Origin of the sequence: Burkholderia ubonensis subsp. mesacidophila, from assembly GCF_002097715.1 — a bacterium.
Lineage (GTDB): Bacteria > Pseudomonadota > Gammaproteobacteria > Burkholderiales > Burkholderiaceae > Burkholderia > Burkholderia mesacidophila.
The window spans coordinates 492,773-515,880 of sequence record NZ_CP020738.1; the positions used below are offsets into that span (position 1 = coordinate 492,773).

At 63.7% G+C, this 23,108-nt stretch carries 26 protein-coding genes and 2 pseudogenes; 18 read left to right on the top strand and 10 right to left on the bottom strand.

The window, feature by feature from the left end; translation table 11 throughout:
- Positions 1-4 precede the first annotated feature (4 nt).
- The 7 genes and pseudogenes from B7P44_RS36480 to B7P44_RS19815 form a co-directional block, all read left to right on the top strand.
- Positions 5-134, top strand: a pseudogene (locus B7P44_RS36480) (DNA-binding response regulator); the annotation flags it as partial.
- A 329-nt stretch (positions 135-463) separates the two neighbouring features.
- Positions 464-1,267 carry an alpha/beta fold hydrolase gene (locus B7P44_RS19785; RefSeq protein WP_084907488.1) on the top strand — a complete coding sequence of 268 codons (804 nt, stop codon included), beginning with the start codon at positions 464-466 and terminating at the stop codon, positions 1,265-1,267.
- A 78-nt stretch (positions 1,268-1,345) separates the two neighbouring features.
- Positions 1,346-1,906 carry a peptidylprolyl isomerase gene (locus tag B7P44_RS19790; protein WP_084907490.1) on the top strand — a complete coding sequence of 187 codons (561 nt, stop codon included), beginning with the start codon at positions 1,346-1,348 and terminating at the stop codon, positions 1,904-1,906.
- Between the two features lie 358 nt (positions 1,907-2,264).
- Positions 2,265-3,125, top strand: a complete 861-nt coding sequence (locus B7P44_RS19800) for an MBL fold metallo-hydrolase (protein WP_231716788.1) — start codon at positions 2,265-2,267, stop codon at positions 3,123-3,125.
- A gap of 118 nt (positions 3,126-3,243) precedes the next feature.
- Positions 3,244-3,820, top strand: a pseudogene (locus B7P44_RS19805) (transposase); the annotation flags it as partial.
- Between the two features lie 71 nt (positions 3,821-3,891).
- Positions 3,892-5,082, top strand: coding sequence for an acyltransferase family protein (locus tag B7P44_RS19810; RefSeq protein ID WP_084907496.1), 1,191 nt, complete (start codon positions 3,892-3,894; stop codon positions 5,080-5,082).
- A 276-nt stretch (positions 5,083-5,358) separates the two neighbouring features.
- Positions 5,359-5,793 (top strand): GNAT family N-acetyltransferase, encoded by a 435-nt coding sequence (locus B7P44_RS19815; protein WP_084907498.1) that lies wholly within the window; start codon positions 5,359-5,361, stop codon positions 5,791-5,793.
- 65 nt (positions 5,794-5,858) lie between these two features.
- On the opposite strand, the gene B7P44_RS19820 is transcribed toward B7P44_RS19815, so the two are convergent.
- From B7P44_RS19820 to B7P44_RS19830, 3 genes are all read right to left on the bottom strand, one after another.
- Positions 5,859-6,413, bottom strand: coding sequence for a GNAT family N-acetyltransferase (locus tag B7P44_RS19820; RefSeq protein WP_084907500.1), 555 nt, complete (start codon positions 6,411-6,413; stop codon positions 5,859-5,861).
- A 118-nt stretch (positions 6,414-6,531) separates the two neighbouring features.
- On the bottom strand, positions 6,532-7,398 hold the full coding sequence (locus tag B7P44_RS19825) for an FG-GAP repeat protein (RefSeq protein WP_084907502.1): 867 nt from the start codon (positions 7,396-7,398) through the stop codon (positions 6,532-6,534).
- Between the two features lie 49 nt (positions 7,399-7,447).
- Positions 7,448-7,792, bottom strand: a complete 345-nt coding sequence (locus B7P44_RS19830) for a winged helix-turn-helix transcriptional regulator (RefSeq protein ID WP_084907504.1) — start codon at positions 7,790-7,792, stop codon at positions 7,448-7,450.
- Positions 7,793-7,915: 123 nt separating this feature from the next.
- Here B7P44_RS19830 and B7P44_RS19835 point away from each other — a divergent pair, with 123 nt between their 5' ends.
- Positions 7,916-8,548: a glutathione binding-like protein gene (locus tag B7P44_RS19835; protein WP_084907506.1), complete on the top strand. Its 633-nt coding sequence runs from the start codon at positions 7,916-7,918 to the stop codon at positions 8,546-8,548.
- Positions 8,549-8,564: 16 nt separating this feature from the next.
- Here B7P44_RS19835 and B7P44_RS19840 read toward each other — a convergent pair whose 3' ends face one another.
- Positions 8,565-9,371 carry an AraC family transcriptional regulator gene (locus B7P44_RS19840; RefSeq protein ID WP_084907508.1) on the bottom strand — a complete coding sequence of 269 codons (807 nt, stop codon included), beginning with the start codon at positions 9,369-9,371 and terminating at the stop codon, positions 8,565-8,567.
- 137 nt (positions 9,372-9,508) lie between these two features.
- On the opposite strand from B7P44_RS19840, the gene B7P44_RS19845 reads away from it, so the two are divergent.
- The 4 genes from B7P44_RS19845 (at position 9,509) to B7P44_RS19860 (ending at position 11,562) form a co-directional block, all read left to right on the top strand.
- On the top strand, positions 9,509-10,330 hold the full coding sequence (locus B7P44_RS19845) for an alpha/beta fold hydrolase (protein ID WP_084907510.1): 822 nt from the start codon (positions 9,509-9,511) through the stop codon (positions 10,328-10,330).
- Positions 10,331-10,351: 21 nt separating this feature from the next.
- A complete protein-coding gene (locus tag B7P44_RS19850) occupies positions 10,352-10,675 on the top strand; it encodes an ArsR/SmtB family transcription factor (protein ID WP_084907512.1) in 324 nt (107 codons plus the stop codon).
- Positions 10,672-11,082, top strand: coding sequence for an SRPBCC family protein (locus B7P44_RS19855; RefSeq protein ID WP_084907514.1), 411 nt, complete (start codon positions 10,672-10,674; stop codon positions 11,080-11,082). Before B7P44_RS19850 ends, B7P44_RS19855 begins: the two co-directional genes overlap by 4 nt.
- 75 nt (positions 11,083-11,157) lie before the next feature.
- Positions 11,158-11,562, top strand: a complete 405-nt coding sequence (locus tag B7P44_RS19860) for a DUF1801 domain-containing protein (RefSeq protein ID WP_084907516.1) — start codon at positions 11,158-11,160, stop codon at positions 11,560-11,562.
- A 26-nt stretch (positions 11,563-11,588) separates the two neighbouring features.
- On the opposite strand, the gene B7P44_RS19865 is transcribed toward B7P44_RS19860, so the two are convergent.
- The 4 genes from B7P44_RS19865 to B7P44_RS19880 form a co-directional block, all read right to left on the bottom strand.
- A complete protein-coding gene (locus B7P44_RS19865) occupies positions 11,589-11,954 on the bottom strand; it encodes a hypothetical protein (RefSeq protein WP_084907518.1) in 366 nt (121 codons plus the stop codon).
- An 87-nt stretch (positions 11,955-12,041) separates the two neighbouring features.
- Positions 12,042-12,842, bottom strand: a complete 801-nt coding sequence (locus B7P44_RS19870) for a MipA/OmpV family protein (RefSeq protein WP_084907520.1) — start codon at positions 12,840-12,842, stop codon at positions 12,042-12,044.
- Positions 12,842-13,741, bottom strand: a complete 900-nt coding sequence (locus B7P44_RS19875; RefSeq protein WP_084907523.1) for an alpha/beta hydrolase — start codon at positions 13,739-13,741, stop codon at positions 12,842-12,844. Before B7P44_RS19875 ends, B7P44_RS19870 begins: the two co-directional genes overlap by 1 nt.
- Positions 13,742-13,755: 14 nt before the next feature.
- A complete protein-coding gene (locus tag B7P44_RS19880; protein ID WP_084907525.1) occupies positions 13,756-14,565 on the bottom strand; it encodes a DUF4118 domain-containing protein in 810 nt (269 codons plus the stop codon).
- 360 nt (positions 14,566-14,925) lie between these two features.
- Between B7P44_RS19880 and B7P44_RS19885 the strand changes: the two genes are divergently transcribed.
- Positions 14,926-16,737 carry an ExeM/NucH family extracellular endonuclease gene (locus tag B7P44_RS19885; RefSeq protein ID WP_084907527.1) on the top strand — a complete coding sequence of 604 codons (1,812 nt, stop codon included), beginning with the start codon at positions 14,926-14,928 and terminating at the stop codon, positions 16,735-16,737.
- A gap of 71 nt (positions 16,738-16,808) precedes the next feature.
- On the opposite strand, the gene B7P44_RS19890 is transcribed toward B7P44_RS19885, so the two are convergent.
- Together B7P44_RS19890 and B7P44_RS19895 are read right to left on the bottom strand one after the other, a co-directional pair.
- Positions 16,809-18,209: a heavy metal sensor histidine kinase gene (locus B7P44_RS19890; RefSeq protein ID WP_084907529.1), complete on the bottom strand. Its 1,401-nt coding sequence runs from the start codon at positions 18,207-18,209 to the stop codon at positions 16,809-16,811.
- A complete protein-coding gene (locus B7P44_RS19895; protein WP_084907531.1) occupies positions 18,206-18,877 on the bottom strand; it encodes a heavy metal response regulator transcription factor in 672 nt (223 codons plus the stop codon). Before B7P44_RS19895 ends, B7P44_RS19890 begins: the two co-directional genes overlap by 4 nt.
- A gap of 258 nt (positions 18,878-19,135) precedes the next feature.
- On the opposite strand from B7P44_RS19895, the gene B7P44_RS19900 reads away from it, so the two are divergent.
- The 5 genes from B7P44_RS19900 to B7P44_RS19920 all read left to right on the top strand — a co-directional run bounded on the left by B7P44_RS19900 (position 19,136) and on the right by B7P44_RS19920 (position 23,050).
- Positions 19,136-19,525: a hypothetical protein gene (locus B7P44_RS19900; RefSeq protein ID WP_084907533.1), complete on the top strand. Its 390-nt coding sequence runs from the start codon at positions 19,136-19,138 to the stop codon at positions 19,523-19,525.
- An 88-nt stretch (positions 19,526-19,613) separates the two neighbouring features.
- Positions 19,614-19,910 carry a hypothetical protein gene (locus B7P44_RS19905; RefSeq protein ID WP_084907535.1) on the top strand — a complete coding sequence of 99 codons (297 nt, stop codon included), beginning with the start codon at positions 19,614-19,616 and terminating at the stop codon, positions 19,908-19,910.
- On the top strand, positions 19,907-21,340 hold the full coding sequence (locus tag B7P44_RS19910) for a TolC family protein (protein ID WP_193834294.1): 1,434 nt from the start codon (positions 19,907-19,909) through the stop codon (positions 21,338-21,340). The genes B7P44_RS19905 and B7P44_RS19910 overlap by 4 nt, the downstream gene beginning before the upstream one ends.
- A gap of 1 nt (position 21,341) precedes the next feature.
- Positions 21,342-22,637 (top strand): copper oxidase, encoded by a 1,296-nt coding sequence (locus B7P44_RS19915; protein WP_084907537.1) that lies wholly within the window; start codon positions 21,342-21,344, stop codon positions 22,635-22,637.
- 65 nt (positions 22,638-22,702) lie between these two features.
- Positions 22,703-23,050 carry a copper-binding protein gene (locus B7P44_RS19920; RefSeq protein WP_084907540.1) on the top strand — a complete coding sequence of 116 codons (348 nt, stop codon included), beginning with the start codon at positions 22,703-22,705 and terminating at the stop codon, positions 23,048-23,050.
- The last annotated feature ends 58 nt before the right edge of the window (positions 23,051-23,108 follow it).

Genomic DNA, 23,108 nt, shown 5'->3' on the forward strand with positions numbered 1-23,108 from the left:
GCACATGAAGGTGCTGATCGTCGAAAACGAAGCCAGCGTGGTCGATTATCCGAAGGCGGGACTCAACGACGAAGGCTGGGTGGTCGAGGTCTCGACCGACGGGGGGAGATGCCGCCTGGAAAGCCGTCGAATTCGGTGGAGTCGAGAACTTCAGGCATCGACGATTTCGATAGCAACATCGAAATTATCTGTTAGCGGCCAGGTACGGATCCCGATATTCTCGAACGTGGGCTTCGTAGTTAAAGGCGCATTGCGATCAATAAGAATGGTTATCTCCGTTCGGTCGATGCAGCGGATATAAGCTTTGCGGCGATATCGATATCGCCAAGGGCTTTCAGAAGCCTATGTTTTTATGGGCGGTACTCCCGAGCTCGAATGGCTGATGGGGGTGCCGGATTGCGTGTCACGTCATGTGGCAGCCGACGAGAAAGTAAGCGGCAAAATGAGGATGGTGGGGTCCTAAATGTTTATTCGGCCACTTAAATTAACTCAGCATGTCGACATTCAGGGGCCGTCTGACGCGCCCACGCTGGTGCTCCTCCACTCCCTTGGAACAGACCTGCATCTTTGGGACCCGCAAATGGCGCGTTTAACACAACGTTATCGAGTCGTTCGACTGGACATCAGGGGCCACGGATTAAGCGCTGTCGACGCCGAGCCGTTTTCAATGTCGGATCTCGCAGACGACGTATTGGCGGTCCTGGATCGACTTCAGATAAAAGAGTTCTACGTTGCGGGAGTTTCGATTGGAGGAACGATAGCGCAATGGCTCGCATTCAAGGTGCCCAAGCGGGTCCGTGGAATGATTATTATTGATACGGCTCTTGTCAATGCCGCTCCGCCGGCGCTTTGGCGCGCACGCGCGGAAGATGTATTCAACCACGGAATCGAACATTTGGAACGGGAGATTCTCAGCCGTTGGGTTACGCCAGGATTTGTCAACACGCCAGATGCGGACGGCATGAAGCAGATGCTTCATCGAACGTCTGTCGAAGGATTCGCTGGTTGCTCCTTGGCCATCGCCAATTCGGATCTGACAACCATGAATATACCGGGCGTGAGAGCCGTCGTAATACTAGGGAGCGAAGATAAACTCACGCCGCTGGATTACGCACAACGCCTGGCTGAAAAGAGAAATGCAGAACTGCACATCATACCAGGGGCGGCTCATTTGCCGAATTTTGAGCGGCCTGACGTTCTCACGGACGAAATAATTTCGTTTATCGAGAATAAAAAAATCAGTGTCACGGACGAAAGCAGGAAGTGAGAAACAGGAGGGCCGCGTGAGTGCGGTTGCTCAGATCGAGGCTGCGCGGATCCTACTTTATGGTCGGAGTGAACGTTTATGAATCGTCGGTCGTTTATCGGTGGATCCTTGGGGCTGTGTGCCGGTGCAGCGCTTCCTATATCACAGAATTGGTCGGAAAATGCAGGCGACCGTATCGAGATGGCGCTGGGTACCGGGCTGGTGACCATTAAGCTGTATTCCGACATGGCGCCGAATCACGTGAATCGCATCAGATCACTGGTGCGTGCAAAATTCTATGACGGCGTGCCATTTTCCCGTGTCGTAGACGGGTTTATGGCACAGACGGGCGACCCTCGAAAAGAAACCGGCGTGGACTTTGTGTCGTTGCCAAAGATGACGGCGGAATTCAATAATCTCGCGTTCGAGCGGGGAACCGTTGGAATGGCCAGATCGCGGAATCCGCACAGTGCTTGCCATCAGTTTTTTATTACATTCTCAGATGCTACTTTTCTGGATCGAAGATATACCGCGTTTGGAAAAGTAACGAGTGGAATGGAGTTGATCGACAAACTTCGCCGAGGCGCTCCCGATACCGGGACGGTCGTGAATCCGGACATCATCAGAAGCATCCGACTGACGACTGTCAAAGAGGCGTAGAAGAGGTCTTTGTGACCGAGCGGATGCGCAAAGGATCGATGCGAGATGCCAAACATCACTGTCTTCATATCTGAAAGTAATCGTCTGAAACCTGATATTGCTTCAGAGTTGTCGTCCTCTTTTAAAGATCTGTGTGTGGAGGTTCTGAGGGCAAAGGAGAGCAATGTTCATGTATGTTACGTGTATTCGGAAATAGGGTTTGGAACGCCGATATATATTGAGGTAAAGCTGAGAAAAGAGGTATTCCGTACGGCGCCGGTGCTAAATGACTTCGTGAGTGAGATTGATTTGCTGATTAGAGAGAGGGTGGGGGTGGTGGCGCGAATTCGGTGCTTTTCCTACGAGAATGACAGTATTCATGCGAAGAACTGAGGGGGAAATTATGAACGCGACTTTTCCGACCAGAGATCTCGGCGACGTATCGGTTACAGCTGTTAGCGATGGCTATCTTAAGCTCGACTTCGGGATGCTCTTGAATATCCATGCAGCCGAAGCCGAGAAAATTCAGTGCAATGCGGGAGTAAAGGATCTTACCGCTGTCCATATAAATACATTTCTGGTGCGTCGGAATGGAAAGAACATACTTATCGACAGCGGTGCCGGAGGGATCAAGGGCTGGGGAGGCCGGCTCGTAACCAATCTGGCCGCGCTAGGCGTTGAGCCCGGCGGTATCGATGCGGTTCTCCTCACTCATGCCCATCCCGACCACATCGGCGGATTGCTGACCCCTGACGGCGAGCCAATCTTCACGAATGCGGAACTGATGATAAGCAGTGACGAGTTTCATTACCTGGAAGACGATCAGAATCTGAGCGAAGCAAGCGAACGAGCAAAAGGGAATTTTCTTTTTGCCAGAGACGTATTCAAAAAGTATCAGCGAAACATTCGATTGATCGAAGAGGGAGAGGCGCTTCCCGGGATTTTTTCGATTCCGCTGGAAGGCCACACGCCAGGCCACACTGGATACAGGATCGAAGGCAGCAAAGATAATCTTCTCATTTGGGGCGACATCGTTCATTTTCCGAATATTCAGCTGCTCAGGCCGGATGTTTCGATCGCGTTGGACAAGGATGCTCCGTTGGCGGCGGCGACACGCACGCGCTTGCTCGATATGGTCAGCTCGGACCGACTCATAGTCGGCGGCATGCATTTTGGGGAGCAAGGTTTCGGCCGGATCGGTAAATACAAGTCAGCATATGAGCTTGCTTATGCCGAATAACTAAACAACCACCGACTAAAGTCGGTGGGTCTGTATTGCAGACTGAAAATCCGGATACGCGTCGCCTGAACGACGCGTCTTGGTCCGGCTCCATCCTGAGAGCGTGGTACGGACGGTCGCCCGCCTGCACCGGCTGCTCGACGAACATAGCCAAACCCGGATCGAAGTGGGCGTTGTGCCAACGGCAGGAAGTGAGCTTCGGATCGAGTTTGAAGAGTGCCAGCGACTGGCGAACTGGGCCGGTGTCGGTCTGACTCCCATCAACGGTCTGGGCGTGGGTACCGTGATGACGTTGCTATCCGGGATCGGCGCGGACCTGGGCCGCTTTGCCAGCGTCAAGCATTTCTGTTCGTGGCTGGGGCCATGCCCCGGCATGAAGATCAGTGGCGGCAAGGTGCTGTCTTCGGGTGGCGAAGCGTCCGGCCAACCGGGCAAGGCAGGCGTTGAAGATGGCGGCCATGGCCCTCTCGCGCAACGATTCGGCACTTGGCGCGTTCTACCGGCGGCTGTGTACCCATATGGACAAGCCGCGCGCCAATACGGCGGCGGCCCACAAACTCGCGTGCATGGTGTCCCTCATGCTCACCTGCGGTGAGGCCTTTGTCGAACAGGGACGGCAGCGCTCCGAGGAGCAGCAACAGCAGCGCCGTGCCGCAGCACTCGGCTTCCACTTCGAGCCCCAACCGGCAGCGGCGGGAAAGCAATCTGTGTGTATATGTTTTTCACCAAAGTACGAAAATTCAATGCACGGTAGCGGAGGAGTACGATGAGTTCGGCAATTGCCAGAGAAATGGATGTCGGCGTTGTGAGCAGCGATCTCGGCGAATTGGAGGTCGATCGATCAATAACGGCGGTCAGGCCGCCAACCCGCCCGAAACTGCCCTCGCTCACAGGCAGTAGATTCTGGGCTGCATTCTTGGTATTTTTGTTTCACGCCTCCCTGCCCAGCGACCTCGCTCCATATTCAGACCCGACCACTCGGCACGTGTTTGCCGCTATTGTCAGTAAAGCAGGCTGGCTGGGTGTTTCATACTTCTTCATACTCAGCGGATTCATTATGGTGTGGTCCGCCAAGGATAACGACACCGTTGGCGACTTTTACCTGCGACGCTTCGCGAAGATTTATCCGACTCACTGTCTGACTTGGGCGATTGCGTTCGTGGTCGGCGCGGTGGGGGTGGGGGAATACAAGCTGTGGTCGTCAAACCTTCTGTTGGTAAACACTTGGGTAGATGACGTCAAATTTTTCTTCGTGGCAAACAGGCCCAGTTGGTCGCTTTGCATCGAGGCCTTTTTTTATATGATGTTCCCGGTGTTGTTTAAAGCGATGAAGGCAATACCGGAAAAGTTCGACATGTGGGGGCTGATAATCGCGACGGCGGCGTCCTTGCTCGTGCAGGCTTGTATTTACATTTGGGTCGAGCCGAATCACATGATGGGAGCGTTCCAAATCTCGCAGCGACATTTTTGGGCTTCATATATATTGCCGCCGCCGCGCCTGTTCGAATTCATTTCGGGAATGTTTGTCGCGCGGTTGCTGATGAATGGGCGGGCGCCCATGCTTTCGAAAACCGCTTCGCTCGCCTTGCTTTTTGCAACATATATCGGGGCGATGTTTGTCCCGTTCCAATTCGGTCTGAGTGTTGTTTACATTATTCCTGTCAGCTTGTTGATCGTCTCAATTGCACGTGACGATTTGGAGGCCAGGAAAACCGTGCTGAACGGGGAGACCTCTGTATGGCTGGGGGAGATCTCCTATGCATTTTATATGGTTCACTTTCTGGTGCTATTTTTCTTCTTGAATTTGTTATCCGGGAAAAAGTTCGGTCTGCCGGAGGGAAGTGCGCTTATTGCTGTCGCACTTATACTGTCGGTCTCATGCGCGTCGTTTGTGTATCGATACTTCGAGGTCCCGATGATGAGGAAAATATTGCATCATTTTAGATCAAGAAGCTGAAGTCGCTTGCTTTGGCAGGCATGCTGAAATGCCGCTCCTGCCCATCATCATGCGGGGCGGCTGAAACGTTGAATTGAGACTGTCACCTTTCAGGCCGTTGAAATACCTCCGTCCGCTCTGCACGATGTAGGTTCTCGAAATCAGAGGGGCCTTAATCAAGATCTTGGCCAATGGAAGTACCTGTGTCGGGCCGTCGCATCTGGCAGAATGGCGCGGCAGTTTCCGAGGGGGCCGCATCGAACGGCCCGACATTCTTTCGCCGAACCATTCATTCACATGACCGCACAATCAGACGTCGCAATCCAATTGGCCGCTGTCGGACAGCCGACGGCCCGGGACCTGATCAGCCGCAAGCTCAACGAATACAACGACGCGATTACCGGCCAGCCCGACAACACGGCGCTCGACGTGTACCTGACCGACCCGAAGACCGGGGAAGTCCTCGGCGGGCTGGTCGGCCGGACCTCGCTGGGGCTGTTCTTCATCGACCTGTTGTACGTGCCCGAATCGCTGCGCAAGGACGGCCTCGGCAGCAAGCTGCTGCACGCGGCGGAAGCGGAGGCGAAGCAGCGCGGCTGCGCGCGCGCGGTGCTGTACACGATCACGTTCCAGGCGCCTGCGTTCTACGAGAAGCACGGCTACCGCGCATTCGGCGAAGTGCCGTGCCAGCCGGCCGGGACCGCGCGCGTGTTCATGGTGAAGGAACTCTGAGCGTCGTCGGCCGATCCGGATCGCATCGTCCGGTCGGCCTGTCGGATGCGCTGTCTGCAAGAACGTCAGGCTCGCCCGGTTGCTTCGTTGCGCAGGTCCTTGTACCAGAACAGCGCGATCTCGCCGTCGTTCTCGCTGCCTGCGTACAGGAAGCGATCATGACCGCCGAGCACGAAGCCCGCACGCGCATACGCGCGGCATGCCGGTACGTTGTCGGCCTGGGTCTCCAGCCGCATGAAATCGAATCGCTCGCTGATCGCCCACGTTGTCGCGGCTGACAGCAGCAATGGCCCGATCCCTCGCCCGCGATGCGCGCGATCGACCGCGATCTCGGCGATTTCCGCCATGCCGTTCCAGCTTTCCGAGATCGCGACGAATCCGGCGAGCCGTCCGCGCGCCGTCGCCTGAAACAGCGCGTTGCGGCCGGCGGCTTCCTGCGCCCATCCGGCGGGATCGAAGCCGTAGTCCTTTCGACGGAGCGGAACAGGGCGGCAATCGAGAAGGTCCTGATACGGCGCGTTCAGTTCGTGCGCAATGTCCAGCGAGAAGTCGCATGCATTCAGTTCGTCGACGGATAGCGCTTCCACTTTCTCGATACAGGCGCGGTCGCTCTGGTTCATGTCTCTGGGCCGTGTGGTTGACGGGATCGCGGCGAGCCGGTTCGTCATGGCGCGCTCGCGCGCAAGGGCTCGAGTGTATGCCGCGCTTCCAATATGCGGGAAGCGCCGACGCGTCGCGTCAGCCGCCCGTCGCTTCCCGCACGCTGATCCAGCCCGACACGACGCCCGCGCGCGGATTGCGATACCGCACCTTCAGCCAGCGAGCGTCGGGACTGACGTCGATCATCTCCAGCGTGTCGCCCGCGACGACATTGCGCCGGGTCGGCGCATCCGTCATCGCATCGTGCAGCGGCAACCGCGCCACGCGCACCTTGAACGTGACCTTGCCGCCGCCGTACGCGTCAGGGCGGCGCGCGACCCGGCGGCCGCGCGCGTCGTAGGTCGCGAGCATCGATGCGGGCCCCACGCCGGGGGCATCGTCGAGCAGCGCGCTCACGTCGTCCGGCATCGCTTCGTTGGCCCGGTAGAGATACAGCCGACCGTTGCCGTCGTAGCGATAGGCGTCGGTGTACCAGAGCGGACCGCCGCGACAGGAGCTGTACAGCGTACGCTCCTTCGGCTTCGGGACGACGTCGGTCAGTTCGCCGCACTGGCCGTGCGGCAGGTCGTCCGCCGGCATGCGCAGCGGCACGAAACGTTGGCGCGCCGCGTCGTACAGGTAGATCCGGTAGCTGAAGTTGACCATGCCGCTCGGCGCGGTGACCGCGAGGTCCTGATGGCCATCGAAGTTGTAGTCGGCGGTGTCGAAATCGTAGCGCCCTTCTTCGTCGGTGACGCCGACGTCCAGCGTCTGCGTAGCGCCGCTCGGCAGGAAGCGGACGGTGAAATGCTCGCCGTCGGCGCGCTCGATGCGGGCGGTCACGTCGTGGTCGACCTTGAACGTCAGCAGCGGCTCGGCGGCGTGCACGGCGACGGGCAGCGTGCAGCAGGCGAGGCAGGCCGCGGCGAAGTGCAGGAATGGCAGGGGCGGAAAGGAGCGTTTCATCGGGCTTCGTGATCGAGTGTGTGGGCGTGCGTCAGCCGGTGCGCCGTCGTCATGCCGAGTCCGCGTGCGCGGCTTCGGCGTCGCGCGCCTTCAGCCACAGACCGAAGTCGCGCATGACTTCGACGACGGGCCGCAGCCGGTCGCCGTCGGCGGTCAGGTCGTATTCGACCTTGACCGGCACTTCCGGATACACGGTTCGCCGGACGAGCCCGGCCTCTTCGAGCGCCCGGAGATCGAGGGTCAACATCCGCTGCGAGATGCCCGGCACGTCGCGGCGCAGGTCGCTGAAGCGTTTCGGCCCGTCGAGCAGGTACGACACCAGCAGCAATCGCCAGCGCCCGCCCAGCAGGCGCATCGCTTCTTCAACGGAACATCCGGTCGCACTCGTTTTCATGCAGCTGGCTCGGTCAGTTAAATTTTTGTGGCTACGGCACAAACTACTGCCGTCTTCTCATCGGTGTTTCGATGCGTGATATTAGCGCCCGCATCGTCGCATATCGAAACCTCAAGGAACGCCATGAAGCTCTACCACGCCCCCGGCAGCTGTTCGCAGGCCATTCTTGTCGTGCTCCGCGAGCTCGGGCTGGACATCGACATCGTCGAGGTCGATCCCCGCAAGCACGTGATCGAAGACGGCCGCGACTACTACGACGTCGCCGAGCTCGGCTACGTGCCGCTGCTCGAACTCGACGACGGCACGTGCCTGCGGGAAGGGCCCGTCATCGCCCAGTTCCTGGCCGACCAGCGGCCGGAAGCGGGGCTCGCGCCGGCGCACGGCACGATGGAACGCTATCGGCTGCTCGAGTGGCTCAATTTCCTGACGGCGGAAATCCACAAGGGATTCATCCCGCTGCTGTATGCGGGCCTGGCCGGCAAGTACGTGGAGCCCGCGCGAAGAAAGCTCGACAGCCGCTTTGCGTGGACCGACCGGCAACTGGCGGGGCGAACCTTCCTGCTGGGCGACGCGTTCACGATCGCGGACACGTATCTGTTCGCGCTGACGGGCTGGGGCAAGGCCGCGTGGATGCGGTCGGTGTACAACGCGGATATCGACCTCGGCGCGTATCGTCATCTCGAGGCATGGTACGAGCGGGTCAGGAGCCGGGCGTCGGTGCAGCACGTGCTGGCGGCGGACGGGCTGCTGACCTAGGCGCCGTGTCGGTGAATCAGTTTCGGCCTGCCGTCGGCGCATCGTGCCGCTGAACTTCCAGATACCGGCTCGGCGTTTCGCCAAGCACGCGCCGAAACGCGGACGTGAACGCGCTCGGGCTCGCGTAGCCGAGGTCGAGCGCGACCCGGGTCACCGGCTGCCCCTCGCTCAGGCGCGCGACCGCCGCGAGCAGGCAGACCTGCTGCCGCCATGCGGCGAAGCTCACGCCGGTCTGGTCGCGGAAGAGGCGCGTGAAGGTGCGTCGGCTCATCCCGGCGTCGGCCGCCACCGTGTCGAGAGCGATTGCGATCGACGGCGCTTCGAACAGTTGCCGGCACACGCGTGCCAGCCGCGGATCGTCCGGCAACGGCGCATGTAGCGACAGGCGCGGCATGGCCGCCATTTCCGCGACGAGCAAGGCCATCAGCTTGCCGGCGCGCCCGTCGACGTCGTACAGCGCCGGGAGGTCGATCGCGCCGTCGAGCAACTGCTTCAGCAACGGCGATACGCCGTACACGCAGCAATGGTCGGGCAGTCCCGCCGCATGCGCCGCGTCGTCCGACACGAAGGTATTGAGCATCGTGACCGGGCCGCTCATCGTCATTTCATGCACGACGCCGGCCGGGACCCAGCAGGCCCGCTGCGGCGGCACAAGCCAGCGGCCCTGCGGGGTGGCCATGCTGATTGCGCCGCGCGATGCGAACGCGAACTGCCCGCGTCGATGCGCGTGCGTCGGGAACGTCAGGCCGGCCGGATAGTCGTTCGCGGTCACCACCACGCTGCGCGGGATGTTCTCGTAGGGATCGAGCAGGGTATTTCGCATGGCCCGGATTCTATAGCGAATGGCCTGACGTCGAAGGCGGGCCTTGATCGAGCGGCCTACGATCCGTTTCACGCGTGACGCGACGACGCAGTCGAACCAGTCGCCGGACGCCTGATCGTGATTCTTCCGGAGTCGATATGCCCAATTCCTTTCATCGCGTGGGGAACGGTCCTCATGCTGTTCTCGTGCTGCACGGCTGGTTCGGCGACGCGCGCTCGTTCGAGCCGATCGAAGCCTGGCTTTCGAGAGATCGGTTTTCCTACGTATTCGTCGATTATCGAGGCTATGGCGACAGCCGCGACACGCGCGGCGCTTACACGATCGACGAGATTGCCGCCGATGCGCTTGCGCTCGCGGATGCGCTTGGCTTTCGCACCTTCAGCCTCGTCGGTCATTCGATGGGCGCCATGGCGATCGAGAAGATTGCCGCATGCGCGCCCGAGCGCGTGCGTTCGCTGGTGCCGGTCGCGCCTGTTCCGTGCGGCGGCATCGCGTTCGACGCCGCAAAGCGTGCGCTGTTCGAAGGCGCCGCCGCGCATCCGGGCAATCGGCGAACCATCATCGACCGCAGCACCGGCGGCCGCTTGCCGTCGTCGTGGGTCGAATGGAAAGCGGCGTATTCGGCAGCGCATTCGTCGCCGGAAGCGTTTGCCGCCTACTTCCACGCATGGGCCGATACGGACTTCAGCGACGAGATTGTCGGGCGGCATCCGGTGAAGGTGCTGGTGGGCGAGCACGATCCGACGTTCAATGCGGCGCTGATGGCGGAGACCTACCTGCGGCGGTATCCGCTGGCCACGGTCGAGGTGCTGGCGAACGCCGGCCACTATCCGATGAACGAAACCCCGCTCGCGCTGGTGGCGGCGATCGAGTCGTTTCTGCTCGCGGTGGCCGAGGCGGAAGACGTTTCGACATTCCCGCTTGACGCACGCCGATCCTCGACTATATTCAATCCATAACCCGGGAGTTATGAATTCGACATGCAGAACGATCACGATGTGCTCTTCAGAACGCTCGCCGACCCGACCCGGCGGGCGATCTTCGAGCGCTTGTGTCGCGAGGGCGAGCAGACGGTCGGCGCACTGACGGCGCGGGCCGGGATTTCGCAGCCGGCCGTGTCGAAGCATCTCGGTGTCCTGAAGGAGGCCGGCCTGGTGCGTGACCGTCACGCGGGCCGGCAGACGCATTACAGCGCGCAACTCGGCGCGCTGGCCCCGCTGATCGACTGGACGAGCCGGATGACCGGCTTCTGGCAGGGCCGGTTCGACCGGCTTGAAGACCTGCTCCGGAGGATGGATCAATGAGCAATGCCGAGACAGAAACGCGCTCCGTCGTTGTCGAACGGGAGGTGCCGTATCCGCCGGAGAAAATCTGGCGCACGCTCACGCAGCCGCATCTGCTCGCGGAGTGGCTGATGCGGAACGACTTCGAGCCCGTTGTCGATCACCGCTTCAGCCTGAGCGCGGACTGGGGCGCGGTCGATTGCCGGGTGCTCGCGGTCGAGCCGCACCGGACGCTGTCTTATACGTGGGCCGCCTACGGCCTCGACAGCGTCGTGACCTGGACGCTCACCCCGACGAAAACCGGGACCCTCCTGCGGATGGAGCAGTCGGGATTCCGGCAGGATCAGGAACAGGCGTACCAAGGTGCGAAATACGGCTGGCAGAAATTCCTCGCGGCGCTGGAGCATGTGCTGGCGCGACCGGATTGACATCGGCCTTCACGACGCGAAACGAAGCGGGTTCCGTACGGCAATTTCGGCATTCACGTCCAAGGAGAAGCGCGCATGAAGAAAAGCGAGTCGCAGCAGGAGAACGGCCAGTCACCTTCGCAACTTATCGACGCGAGAATCGAGGAATTGGGCGACTGGCGCGGCGAGATGCTCGGCCGGCTGAGGGCGCTCGTCAAGGAAGCTGATCCCGACGTCGTCGAGGAGTGGAAGTGGCGCGGGGTGCCGGTGTGGTCGGATGGCGGCATCATCTGCACCGGCGAGACCTACAAGAGCGTCGTGAAGATGACCTTCGCGAAAGGGGCGGCATTGCAGGATCCCGCCGGCCTGTTCAATTCCAGTCTCGAAGGGAACACGCGGCGCGCGATCGATTTCCGCGAAGGGGAAACGATCGACGAACGCGCGTTGAAGACGCTCGTGCGCGATGCGGTGGCGCTGAACAGGTCGAAGGCCAGGCGCTGAGCGGCGGCGCGAATCAACGTGTGGCGTCAGGATTCGCCACCGTGCGCACGATACCCGGCCTTTCCCTCGAAGATTTTTTCCAGCGCGGCGCGAATCGCGTCCGCATCGTATTCGCCGGGTACGAGCGTGATGTCGTATCGGGTTGCGTTGTCGAGGTGCCCTGCCGTCCGAGCGTCGATAACGACGTGGATCGAATGGCCGGTGAACCGTACGGAATCCAGATCGTCCACCTTGTAGGTGCGTTGGTCGACGACCATGATTTCGATCGATGCGTCGTCGGGAAAGCGTGACAGCGAGAAGCAGTAGCCGCTTTGCACGTCGCTGCAGTAGAGGTACGCCATCTGGTAATGCTCGCAGAATGGCGAAGCGACTGCTGTTGCTAGAAGATGCATGAAAGTGTTCGTCGAAGAGCGTGATGCGGGTGCGCGCTCGTCCGATGCGCATCGGACGAGCCCATTCCGCCGCGAAACCCTTCCCGATCAGAAGCGATAGTTGACCGACGCGAGCGTATTGAGCTCGGTCCTGCGCTCGGTGATCGGGCTCGACGCGGCATGGTGCTGCAAGCGCCCGAGCGTCACCGCGACCGAGCCGACCCAGTGCTTCGAGAAGTCGTAGCTGACGTAGCCGTTCAGGTGCACGTCGCGGATGCCCGCGCCCGTGTTGTAGACAGGCAGCCCCGACGCCGCGCTCTGCTGGTTCGACACGCCGAAGAACGTGCGCGTATAGGTGGCGTCCGCCCACGTGAAGCCGGGCCCGGCGGAGAACAGCCAGCCGCCGACGGGCAGCGACGCATAGAGATCGGTGAGCACGGTCTTGCCCTGGTGGTGTCCGGCGATGTCCTGATACATCGCGACGGAGCCCGTGAACATCCAGACCGTGTAGTCGGCGAAGAGCTTCAGCTTCGGGCCGGCGTTCACGTTGCCGAGCCCGTGCAGGTGCGGATCGTCGCTCTCGTGGCGCGACACGAAATCGAGGGTGATGGCTGCGCCGACGTGATAGTCGTCGCCGCGTATCACGTTCACGCCCAGCACGTCGGGGCCTTGCGAGAAGATGCGGTCGTCGTAGGAAATGTCGAGCGCGGGATAGGGGAACACGCGCAAGTCCCGCGAGCCCGGGTATTGCGGCGAGACGAACAGGCCCGGCCCGAACGCGATCTTCCATTTGCCGGCGGGCTGGGCCGCCGCGTCGGCGGCCGAGGCGTCGAGCGCGCAGACGGTCAGCGACAATCCCGCCGCCAGCAGCGCGGCCCGTTTTGCGGTGAGGAACGCAGGCAGCTTCATCACGACGTCTGCCCCTTGCCCAGCGTCGCCAGTTGCCGCAGGCGGCGCGCCAGCGCCTTCGAGACGACCGGCTTGGCGCCGGCGTCGCCCGTGCGGCTTGCCATTTCGCTTTCGCGCAGGAACAGCGCGGTTTCCCGCGCGACGATTTCGCGTTCGTTGTCGGAAGTGATCATGTGATACGAGTCGTCGAGCCAGATGGTTCGCAGGAAGCTGGCCCCGATCGACGAAGCAATGAAGCGCGCATTGCGCGGGCTCGATGTTTCGTCGTCGATGGCATGGATGATCAGGCAGTCGTTGCGGATCGCGCGCACTTTCGGGCGCACGCAAGCCGCAAGCCGGCTGGCCTGGTGCAGGGCGGGGAGCGAGATCGTCGACGGACCGATTTCGCTGAAGTTGTCGCGGCTCATCGCACGCGCGATCTTCGCGCGCAGCGCCTCGTTGCGCAGGCCGTAAGGCGCCGATTCGCGATACCGGTAGCGGTAGCGCAGCGGCGAGTAATACGCCCAGTTCAGCAGGAAGCGATACCACGGGATCGCCCAGCCGTCGTACGCGAGGGTGAGCGACAGCAGCGCGACGGCCTGCGCCTGCGGACGGCGATGCGCGAGCGCCAGCGCCAGCGCCGCGCCGATCGACAGTCCGCAGATCGACACGCGTTCGTAGCGTGCGGCGAGCGCGTCGTATTCGCGCGTCGCGGCGTCGAGCCATTGCTCCATCGCCTGTTCCGGCGTGCCGGCGCTATAGCCGTCCAGCACCGGCGCGCACGTCGTGAAGCCCTCGTCGTTCAGGAAGCGCGCGAGATAGCGGAATTCCAGCGGGGAGCTGGACAGCCCGTGCAGCATCAGCACGGCGTGGCCATCGCCTTCGCCTTCGTTGAAGACCGTTCTGGCGGAGATTGACATGTGCGAGCCTTGCGTCAGTCGTCGATGCGCAGCACGAGGAAATCGCCCGCGTGCGTCGTGAAGCGTTCGCAGACGCAGTCGACGAACCGCCTGGCGCCGTCGCCCGCCGCGTCGCCCGTCGCACGCGCGGCGGACCGGCGCAACCGCACGCGGTGCCGGCCGGCCGAGAGGGTCTTCGACAGGCGGCAGAGATCGTCCGGGTCGACGTCGTCGAAGCGGGGGCCGGGCGCGATTTCCGCCGGCGGCGGCAGCGCGGCATGAGCGCCGCTCGTCGGGCCGCTCGGGCCGCCGCTCCATGCGGGGTTGTGTTCGAGCGCCTGCATCAGCACGAAGGTCCGGTGGTACTGCGACAGGTGATGCAGCAGCCGGTGCGTTTCATCGATCGCGCGGCGCGCGAGCAAGCGTTCGTTGTCGTGGCGCAGCAGCATCTCGTAGCGCGACTGCGCGACGGAGGCGATCAGTTCCGCGCGGAATTGCGCGCGCCTCAGGCGCTCGATCAGGGTGATCAGCACGAGCGCGATCAGCGGGTACGACACCACGAACAGGATGTCGGAGCGATCGATGACGCCGAACACGCCATAAGGCGGCACGAACAGGTAGTCGGCGATGCACAGGCCGGCCAGCAATACGGTCAGCGCGGGCGCAAGGCCGAAGTAGTACTCGATCAGCACGGCGGCGACGCTGAAAGCGGTGCCCGGCATGACAGGACCGAGCAGCGGGTGCAACAGGAGGCGCACACCGCTCGCCAGGCCCAGCGCGGCGAGTGCGGCAACCCATCGCCGTGGCCCGCGTGGCGCCCAGCGGCGGGCGTTCTGGATCTGCATGAGTCTGGAGTTCGCCGGCGGACCGGGCGTGATTTATCTGGGGCCAACAGGCCGGCGTAGCGACGCGCGCGCGAGTCGCGAGCGACCAACGGCACAAGTGGGCCGAACGATAGCACATGTAATTTTTCGTAGTAATTGGCGACGCGGGTTTCGGCTCGGGGATCGCGCAAGGAACGGCGCGAGAGCGCCTGCCCTCGGGCCGAGGCGGCTGCGCACGGCCTCCCGGCGATCCGGAGCGGCCGCCACGCGTCAGGCCGTCCGGAGCGTTCGGCAACATTACATACGCCATTCTTTGTCTTACCAAAAACTGTCACCAAGCACCGCTAAGCTTTCGGCACCCTCACAACCGGACTCTCCGTCATGCGTGCTCCGATTCCCGTGTCTGCCCTCCTGTTGCTCCTGCCCGCCCTTGCCGCCGCGCCGGCGCTCGCGGCCACCGCCGCGCCCGTCAGCGCGACCTGCGGCGGCAGCGCGACGCCGATCGCCGAGATCCAGGGGCCGGGCGCGCCGTCGCCGCTCGCCGGCCAGAACGTGTCGATCGAAGCGGTGGTCACCGCCGAGTTCGGCGGCGCCGACGGCTTCGGCGGCTTCTTCGTCCAGCAGGCCGATGCGCAGCGCCGCAACCAGCCGGGCGTCTCCGAAGGGCTGTTCGTCTATGCGCCCAAAGCGCGCGCGAAGGCGGGCGATCTCGTCCACGTGACGGGCAAGGTCGAGGAGAAATACGGGCAGACGCAGCTCACGCTGGCGGGCGGCATCGCGGTGTGCGCGAACGGCCAGTCGGTCACGCCCGCGACGCTCACGCTGCCCGTCGACAACGTGAACACGTTCGCCGCGTATGAAGGGATGCTGGTGCGTTTGCCGCAGAAGCTGAACGTCACCGACACCTACGAGCTCGGCCGCTACGGCAGCGTGCTGCTCAGCAACGGCCGCCTGCGCACGCCGACGAGCGTCGTGCCGCCCGCGCAGGCGCAGGCGCAAATCGACGCGAACGCGCGCAACCGGCTGGTCCTCGACGACGGCTCGAACAAGCAGAACCCGGCGACCGTCCCGTATCCGGCGCCCGGGCTCTCCGCCGCGAACACGCTGCGCGCGGGCTACACGGTCAGCAACGTCGAAGGCGTGCTCGAGATGCGCTACGGCGCATGGCGCCTGCAGCCGGTGCCCGGCGCCGCCGCGCCGGCGTTCGATGCGCGCGCGAATCCGCGCATCGCGGCGCCCGCGCGCGACCGGCACGCGAACCTGCGCGTCGCGTCGTTCAATGTCCTCAATTATTTCAACGGCAATGGCCTGGGCGGCGGCTTCGACGATCCGGCCAACCGCGGCGCGAAGACCTATCAGGAGTTCGTGCGCCAGGACGCGAAGATCGTCAGCGCGCTGAAGGCGCTCGACGCCGACGTGATCGGCCTGATGGAAATCCAGAACAACGGCTACGGCGAACTGAGCGCGGTGCGTCAGCTCGCGGCGAAGCTCGGCGCCGACTGGCGCGTCGTCGATCCGGGCACGGCGCGGCTCGGCGGCGACGCGATCGCGGTCGCGCTGATCTACGACAGTCGCAAGGTCGAACCGGTCGGCCGCGCGGCGACGCTCGCGATCGACGACAAGAACCGCCAGCCGCTCGCGCAGACGTTCCGGCGCGTCGGCGGCAAGCATGCGCTGACGGTCGCGGTCAACCATCTGAAATCGAAGAACTGCCCGGACGCGGCGAGCGACGATCTCGACCAGGGCGACGGCCAGGGCTGCTGGAACGCGACGCGCACGCGCGCGGCGGCCAAGCTCGCCGACTGGCTCGCCGGCACGCCGACCGGCGCGTCGAGCCAGGGCGTGCTGCTGATCGGCGATTTCAACAGCTACACGCATGAAGACCCGATCCGCCTGCTCGAGTCGCGCGGCTACCGGAACCTCGTGTCGCGCTGGGTCGGCGCCGATGCGTACAGCTACGTCTACAACGGCGAAGCGGGCTATCTCGATCACGCGCTCGCGTCGCTGCCGCTCGCGGCGCACGTGAAGGCCGTGCACGAATGGCACATCAACGCGGACGAGCCGGTCGCGCTGCAGTACCCGCTCGCGTACAAGAGCGCCGAGCAGCAGCGGACCTACTACGCGCCCGACGCGTACCGCTCGTCGGATCACGATCCGGTGCTGGTCGACATCGCGCTGCCGGGCGGCCGCTGATCGCCGGCAGAATGGTTTCGCCGTGCGGCGCGGATCTCACGCGCCGCACGGCGAAGCGAGTAACGAACGGTTCAGGCCGCGGTCGGAACGGGAAAGCGCAGGATGAAGGTCGTGCCTGCGTCGTTGCTCACCGCCTCGACGTTGCCGCGGTGCAGTTCCATGATCGATTTGACGATGGCGAGCCCCAGGCCCGCATTTCTGGATGAACCGTGCCGCGACGCGTCGACGCGATAGAAGCGCTCGAAAATGCGGTCGATGTGCTCCGGCGCGATCGGGCGTCCGCGATTCGTCACCTTGACGACGGAAAACCCCGCGGACGAAAACGCAGCCAGTTCGATCGTCGAGCCGGGCAGCGCGTGATCGAGCGCGTTCGACACGAGGTTGCTGACCGCGCGGCGAAACAGCGTGGCATCCGCCGCCACCCGGACGTCGCCTTCGACCACGATGCCGATGCTCTTTTCGTCGGCGATGCCCTGGAAGTACGAGGCCAGCCGGCCCAGCTCGGTCGCCGCGTCGAGGTCCGACAGCTTCAGGTGTTGTTGCGCATTGTCGGTGCGCGCGAGGAACAGCATGTTCTCGATCATGCGCTGGAGGCGCTCGCATTCCTCGATGTTCGAATCGATCAGCGCCTCGTATTCGTCGGACGTCCTGGGCCTGGACAACGTGACCTGCGACGAGCTGATCACGTTGGCCAGCGGCGTGCGCATGTCATGCGCGAGGTCCGACGAGAACTGCGACAGGCGGACGAACGCGCGCTCGAGACGGTCGAGCATGCGATTCACGGAAAGGGCGAGTTCGCGCAGCTCGATCGGGCCGCCGCCGATGTCGAGCCGCTCGTTCAGGTTGTGCGCCTCGATGCGGGAGGTCTGCCGGCCCAGGCTCTCGACCGGACGCAGGCCGCGGCGCGCGACCGCATAGCCGAGCGCGCCGACCAGGATCGCGCCGACGGCGACCGCGACCCAGATATCGACCCGATAGCTTTCGAGCAGCGATTGCCGGTCGGTCGCCGTGCGTACCAGCGCCACCCGAATGGCTTCGCCGGACGGCAGCGTGACTTCGGCGACGATGCAGCGCGACGGCCCGACGCCGTCGGGCGAGCAGGTAAAGGGCCGACGGACCGGATGCCGGCCGGTGACGAGCGTGTCGAGCTTCACGTCCGGCTTGTCGGTGTGCTCGACCAGCAGCGTGTTGCGGCTGTCGTAGATGCCCAGATAGACCCCGGGATGGGACAGCAGGACCTCGTGCACGACGGCCGGGTTCGTGCGGATGGCTTCGGTCGAGCCGCTCGCGCGCGCGAGCTGCAGGAACTGGTTCAGCTTGCCGCCGATCTCGATGTCGTCGCGCCGCTGCAGTTCCGCCGACAACGACCGGTACAGGTAGGTGCCGGTCAACGCGAACACGAGCCCCGCGACCAGCGCGAATGCGAGCGTCAGCCGCCGAAGCAGCGAGTACGGCGCCGGCCCGCCGGTCACGAGCGATCCTCGAGCACGTAGCCCATCCCGCGTATCGTGTGGATGAGCTTCTTTTCGTAGGCGTTGTCGATTTTCGCGCGCAGGCGCTTGACCGCGGCGTCCACGACGTTGGTGTCGCTGTCGAAGTTCATGTCCCATATCTGGGACGTGATGAAGGTGCGGGTGAGCACTTCGCCTTCGCGTTCGGCGAGGAGCTGCAGCAATGCAAACTCCTGCGCGGTCAGGTCGATTCGCGTGTCGCCGCGCTTCACCCGCCGCCTGATGAGGTCCACCTCGAGGTCGGCGACGTGCAGGATGTCCCGGACGTTGCGCGGTGCGCGCCGCAGCAGCGCGCGAATGCGGGCCAGGAACTCGGCGTAGGCAAACGGCTTGGGCAGGTAGTCGTCCGCGCCCAATTCGAGGCCGGTCACCTTGTCTTCAATCGCTTCGCGGGCCGTCAGCAGGAGCACCGGCGTCTGCTTCTGCTCACGCAGGCGCTTGAGCACCTCGAAGCCGTCGATGCCGGGCAGCATGACGTCCAGCACGATCAGGTCGAAGTTCTCGTGCAGCGCCAGGAACAGGCCGTCCTGGCCATTCTCGGCCACGTCGACCGTATAGCTCGCCTCCATCAATCCCTTCCGGAGATACGACGCCATTTTCGGCTCGTCTTCGACTATGAGTATGCGCATTGCAAAGGGGTACGTGCTGAGACTGTGTTCGGGCGGGTCGGTCCAGGGGCCGAGCTTAGGGCGGCGCGGCCGCGTCGGGCATGACGGCTGGATGACAAATTTTTCATGAAGCGCCGGCCGTCGACGGTCCGGACCACGTGCCTGCATGAAATTTCGGTCATTTTATGGCCATGCCCGCGTCACGCGCGCGGCGATAAGCTGCGTCCCACGTTCTTCTGACCCGACTCACTCGATTGCCGCTGGCCGGATTCCGCTTCCATGTCGTACTGGCGCACACTCTTCATCGTTGTCATGCTGGCGCTGAGCCTTCCGGTCCAGTCGTTTGCGGCCGTCTCGACGCAATGCGCCGTCGCGCCGGACGATGCGCCCCGGCACCCGGAACAGGCCGCGCCAGAATACCACCGCGACATGCCACGCATGGCGCGCGCGGACGACGCGCATCGCCCCAGGCATCACGGCGACGCACACCAGGCGCGTGCGTGTTCGATCTGCGCGTCCTGCTGCATCGAAACGGGATTGCCGGCCGCGCCCGCAGTCGCCGCCGCACCGGACGCCGCTCGCGTCGCCCACCCCATTCCGCCGCCTGCCGGCGTCGTGTCGTTCCTGACCGACGGCGTCGAGCGGCCGCCTCGCCGCCTGCCCGTCTAGTTCGCCGTCGCGGTCGATGAACCGCGCCACGCCATTCGACCTGGCGCGCTGATACGCGCGTGCCAGCTGATTCATGACGAGAGCACTTATGCGACTGATCTTTGCAGCGCTGCTCGGCGCGGCGGCTACCTTGCCGTCGCTCGCGCATGCCGCAACAACCTTTCCTGATCCGACCGACGCAGCGGCCCCGGTGCCGGCGATGACCGTTCCGTCCGCGTTCGACGGATATCAGCCTTACCGCGACGGCGACGGGCCGACGTGGCTGCAACTGAACAAGGCCGTCCTCGACAAACCGGCCAAAGGCGGCATGAAGCACGGCGGCGCGCCGGCCAAACCGGCCGACGACCATTCGAACCACGCGAAGCATGAGGAAGCCGCCAAATGATGCAACGATTCCTTTCTGCTCGAATGGGGGCGGGCATCGCGGTGATGGCGTTGCTTGCCGGCTGCACCACGTTTTCCAAGGACGGCGGGTTCGATACGGTGTCCTCCACTGCCAGGGAGCGGCTCGGCAAGGACGCGGTCGTCGTCAGGACGGACGACGACCGGAATGCCGCGGCGAAGCGGACGCAGGAGCTGCTCGCCGGGCCGCTCACGATGGACGACGCCGTGCAGGTCGCGCTGCTGAACAACCGCGGCCTTCAGGCATCCTACGCGGAGCTGGGCTTGTCCGAAGCCGACCTGGTGCAGGCCGGCCGGCTCCCGAATCCCGGGTTCACGTTCAGCCGGACCCGCGCAGGAAACGGCGACCTGAGCATCGGCCGCACGTTTTCGGCGAACGTCCTCGGCCTCCTGACGTTGCCGTTCGCCGCGCGCATCGAGGGGCGCCGCTTCGAGCAGACGAAGCTGGAGACCGCGGACGGCATGCTCAAGGTCGCCGCCGACGCGCGTCGCGCGTACGTCAACGCGGTGGCGGCCGAACAGGCGGCCAAGTACGCGGAGCAGGTGAAGGATTCCGCGGACGCCGGCGCCGAACTGGCATCGCGCATGCGCCAGGCGGGCAACTTCAGCAAGCTCGACTACGCGCGCGAGCAGGCGTTCTATGCCGATTCGGCCGCGCAGCTCGCCAGGACGCGCCAGCAGGCCGTCGCCGCGCGCGAGAAGCTGACGCGCACGATGGGCTTGTGGGGCGCCGGCGCGCAGTACACGCTTCCCGACCGTCTGCCGGACTTGCCGAAGGCCCGCCCGGATCTTAAGGACCTCGAAAGCTACGCGATGCAGAATCGCCTGGACATCCAGGCGGCGAAGCTGCAAACCCAGGGCGTCGCGTCGTCGCTGGGGCTCACCAAGGCGACGCGCTTCGTCAATGCGCTCGATGTCGGGTATCTGAACAACTACGAAACCGACAAGGGGCATGAGCGCGGCTACGAGATCAGCATCGAGATTCCGGTGTTCGACTGGGGCGGCGCCAAGGTTGCCCGCGCCGAGGCGATCTACATGCGCTCGGCAAACCAGCTCGCCCGGACCGCGATCGATGCGCGCTCGGAGGTCCGCGAGTCGTACTCGGCATACGTGTCCAGCTACGACATCGCGAAGCACTACCGCGACGAGGTCGTGCCGCTGCGCAAGACCATCTCGGACGAGCTGCTGCTCCGCTACAACGGCATGCTCGCCAGCGTCTTCGAGCTGCTCGCGGATTCGCGCGAACAGGTCGGCGCGGTCAACAGCTATATCGACTCGCTGAAGGACTACTGGCTCGCGGAGACCGATCTCCAGCAGGCAGTCGGCGGCCATCTGCCGCGAGCGGGCGCAGCCCAGCCGACTTCGGCTCCCATGGCGCAACCGGCGCCGGCAACGCATTCGGAAGGTCAATAACATGGTGTCCCGTCGACAATTTCTCAGCGGCTCCGGGGCCGCGCTCCTTGGCGCCGCGATGGTCAGCAAGGCGGGCGCCGCGTCGCTCCCTGAAGCACCGACGATGACGAAGGCGGCGACGCAGCCGCCGCTCGTGCCGCCCAACGGACGCCCGTATACGCCGGTCTCGACGCTCAACGGCTGGACCCTGCCGTGGCGCATGAAGAACGGCTGGAAGGAATTCCACCTGACGGCCGAGCCGGTCGTGCGCGAGATGGCGCCCGGGATGAAGGCGAACCTGTGGGGCTACAACGGGCAATCGCCGGGCCCGACCATCGAGGCGGTCGAGGGCGACAAGGTTCGCATCTTCGTGACGAACCGGCTGCCCGAGCATACGACCGTGCACTGGCACGGCATGCTGCTGCCCTGCGGGATGGACGGCGTGGGGGGGCTCACTCAGCCGCACATCCCGCCCGGCAAGACGTTCGTCTACGAGTTCGAGTTGGAGAAGCACGGCACGTTCATGTATCACCCGCACGGCGACGAGATGGTGCAGATGGCGATGGGGATGATGGGCATGTTCATCGTGCACCCGAAGGACCGCGGCGTGATGCCGGTCGACCGGGACTTCGTGTTCCTGCTGGCGGCCTACGACATCGACCCGGGCAGCTACACGCCGCGCGTCAACGAGATGACGGACTTCAACATGTGGACGTTCAACTCGCGCGTGTTCCCGGGCATCGACCCGCTGCCGGTGCGCGCGGGCGACCGCGTGCGCATCCGGTTCGGCAACCTGACGATGACGAATCACCCGATCCACCTGCACGGCTACAGCTTCGAGGTGGCCGGCACGGACGGCGGGTGGATTCCGCCTGCCGCGCGCTGGCCGGAGGTGACGGCCGACGTCGCGGTGGGCCAGATGCGCGCGATCGAGTTCACCGCGAACCATCCCGGCGACTGGGCGTTCCACTGCCACAAGTCGCATCACACGATGAATGCGATGGGCCATCAGGTGCCGAACCTCATCGGCGTGCCGCAGAAGGATCTCGCGAAGCGCATCAACAAGCTGGTGCCCGACTACATGGCGATGGGCAGCACCGGCGGCGCGATGGGCGAGATGGAGATGCCGCTGCCCGACAACACGCTGCCGATGATGACCGGCACCGGTCCGTTCGGGCCGCTGGAAATGGGCGGCATGTTCACCGTCGTCAAGGTCCGGCAAGGGCTGGGCCGAAACGACTTCCGCGATCCGGGCTGGTTCAGGCACCCGAAGGGAACCGTCGCCTACGAATACACCGGCGAACTGCCGGACAGCTGAATTGCATGACAAGGCCGGGCCGACCCGGCCGACCGTTTCATCACCTCAACCCTGGAGAAAGCACGATGAAGAAAGCACTTGTTTCGATTGCGATGGGCTGTGCCCTCGCGTTCTCGGCCGCGTCGCATGCGGCAGGCGAGATGGGCAACATGAACATGAGCGGCGGTGCGAAGCAGGGCGCCGACGCGAACAACAGCTTGTCGCACGGTGAAGTCAAGAAGATCGATGCGGCCGCCGGCAAGCTGACCATCAAGCACGGCCCGCTCGAGAACCTCGGCATGGACGCGATGACGATGGTCTTCAAGGTCAAGGACCCGGCGATGCTGTCGCAGGTGAAGGCCGGCGACAAGATCGATTTCGTCGCCGAGGAAGTGAGTGGCGCGCTCACCGTCACGAAGCTGCAGAAGCAGTGACGGCATGCGGGGCGCCGCGATTGTGCGGCGCCCCATCCTGACCTGACGAGACGAACCA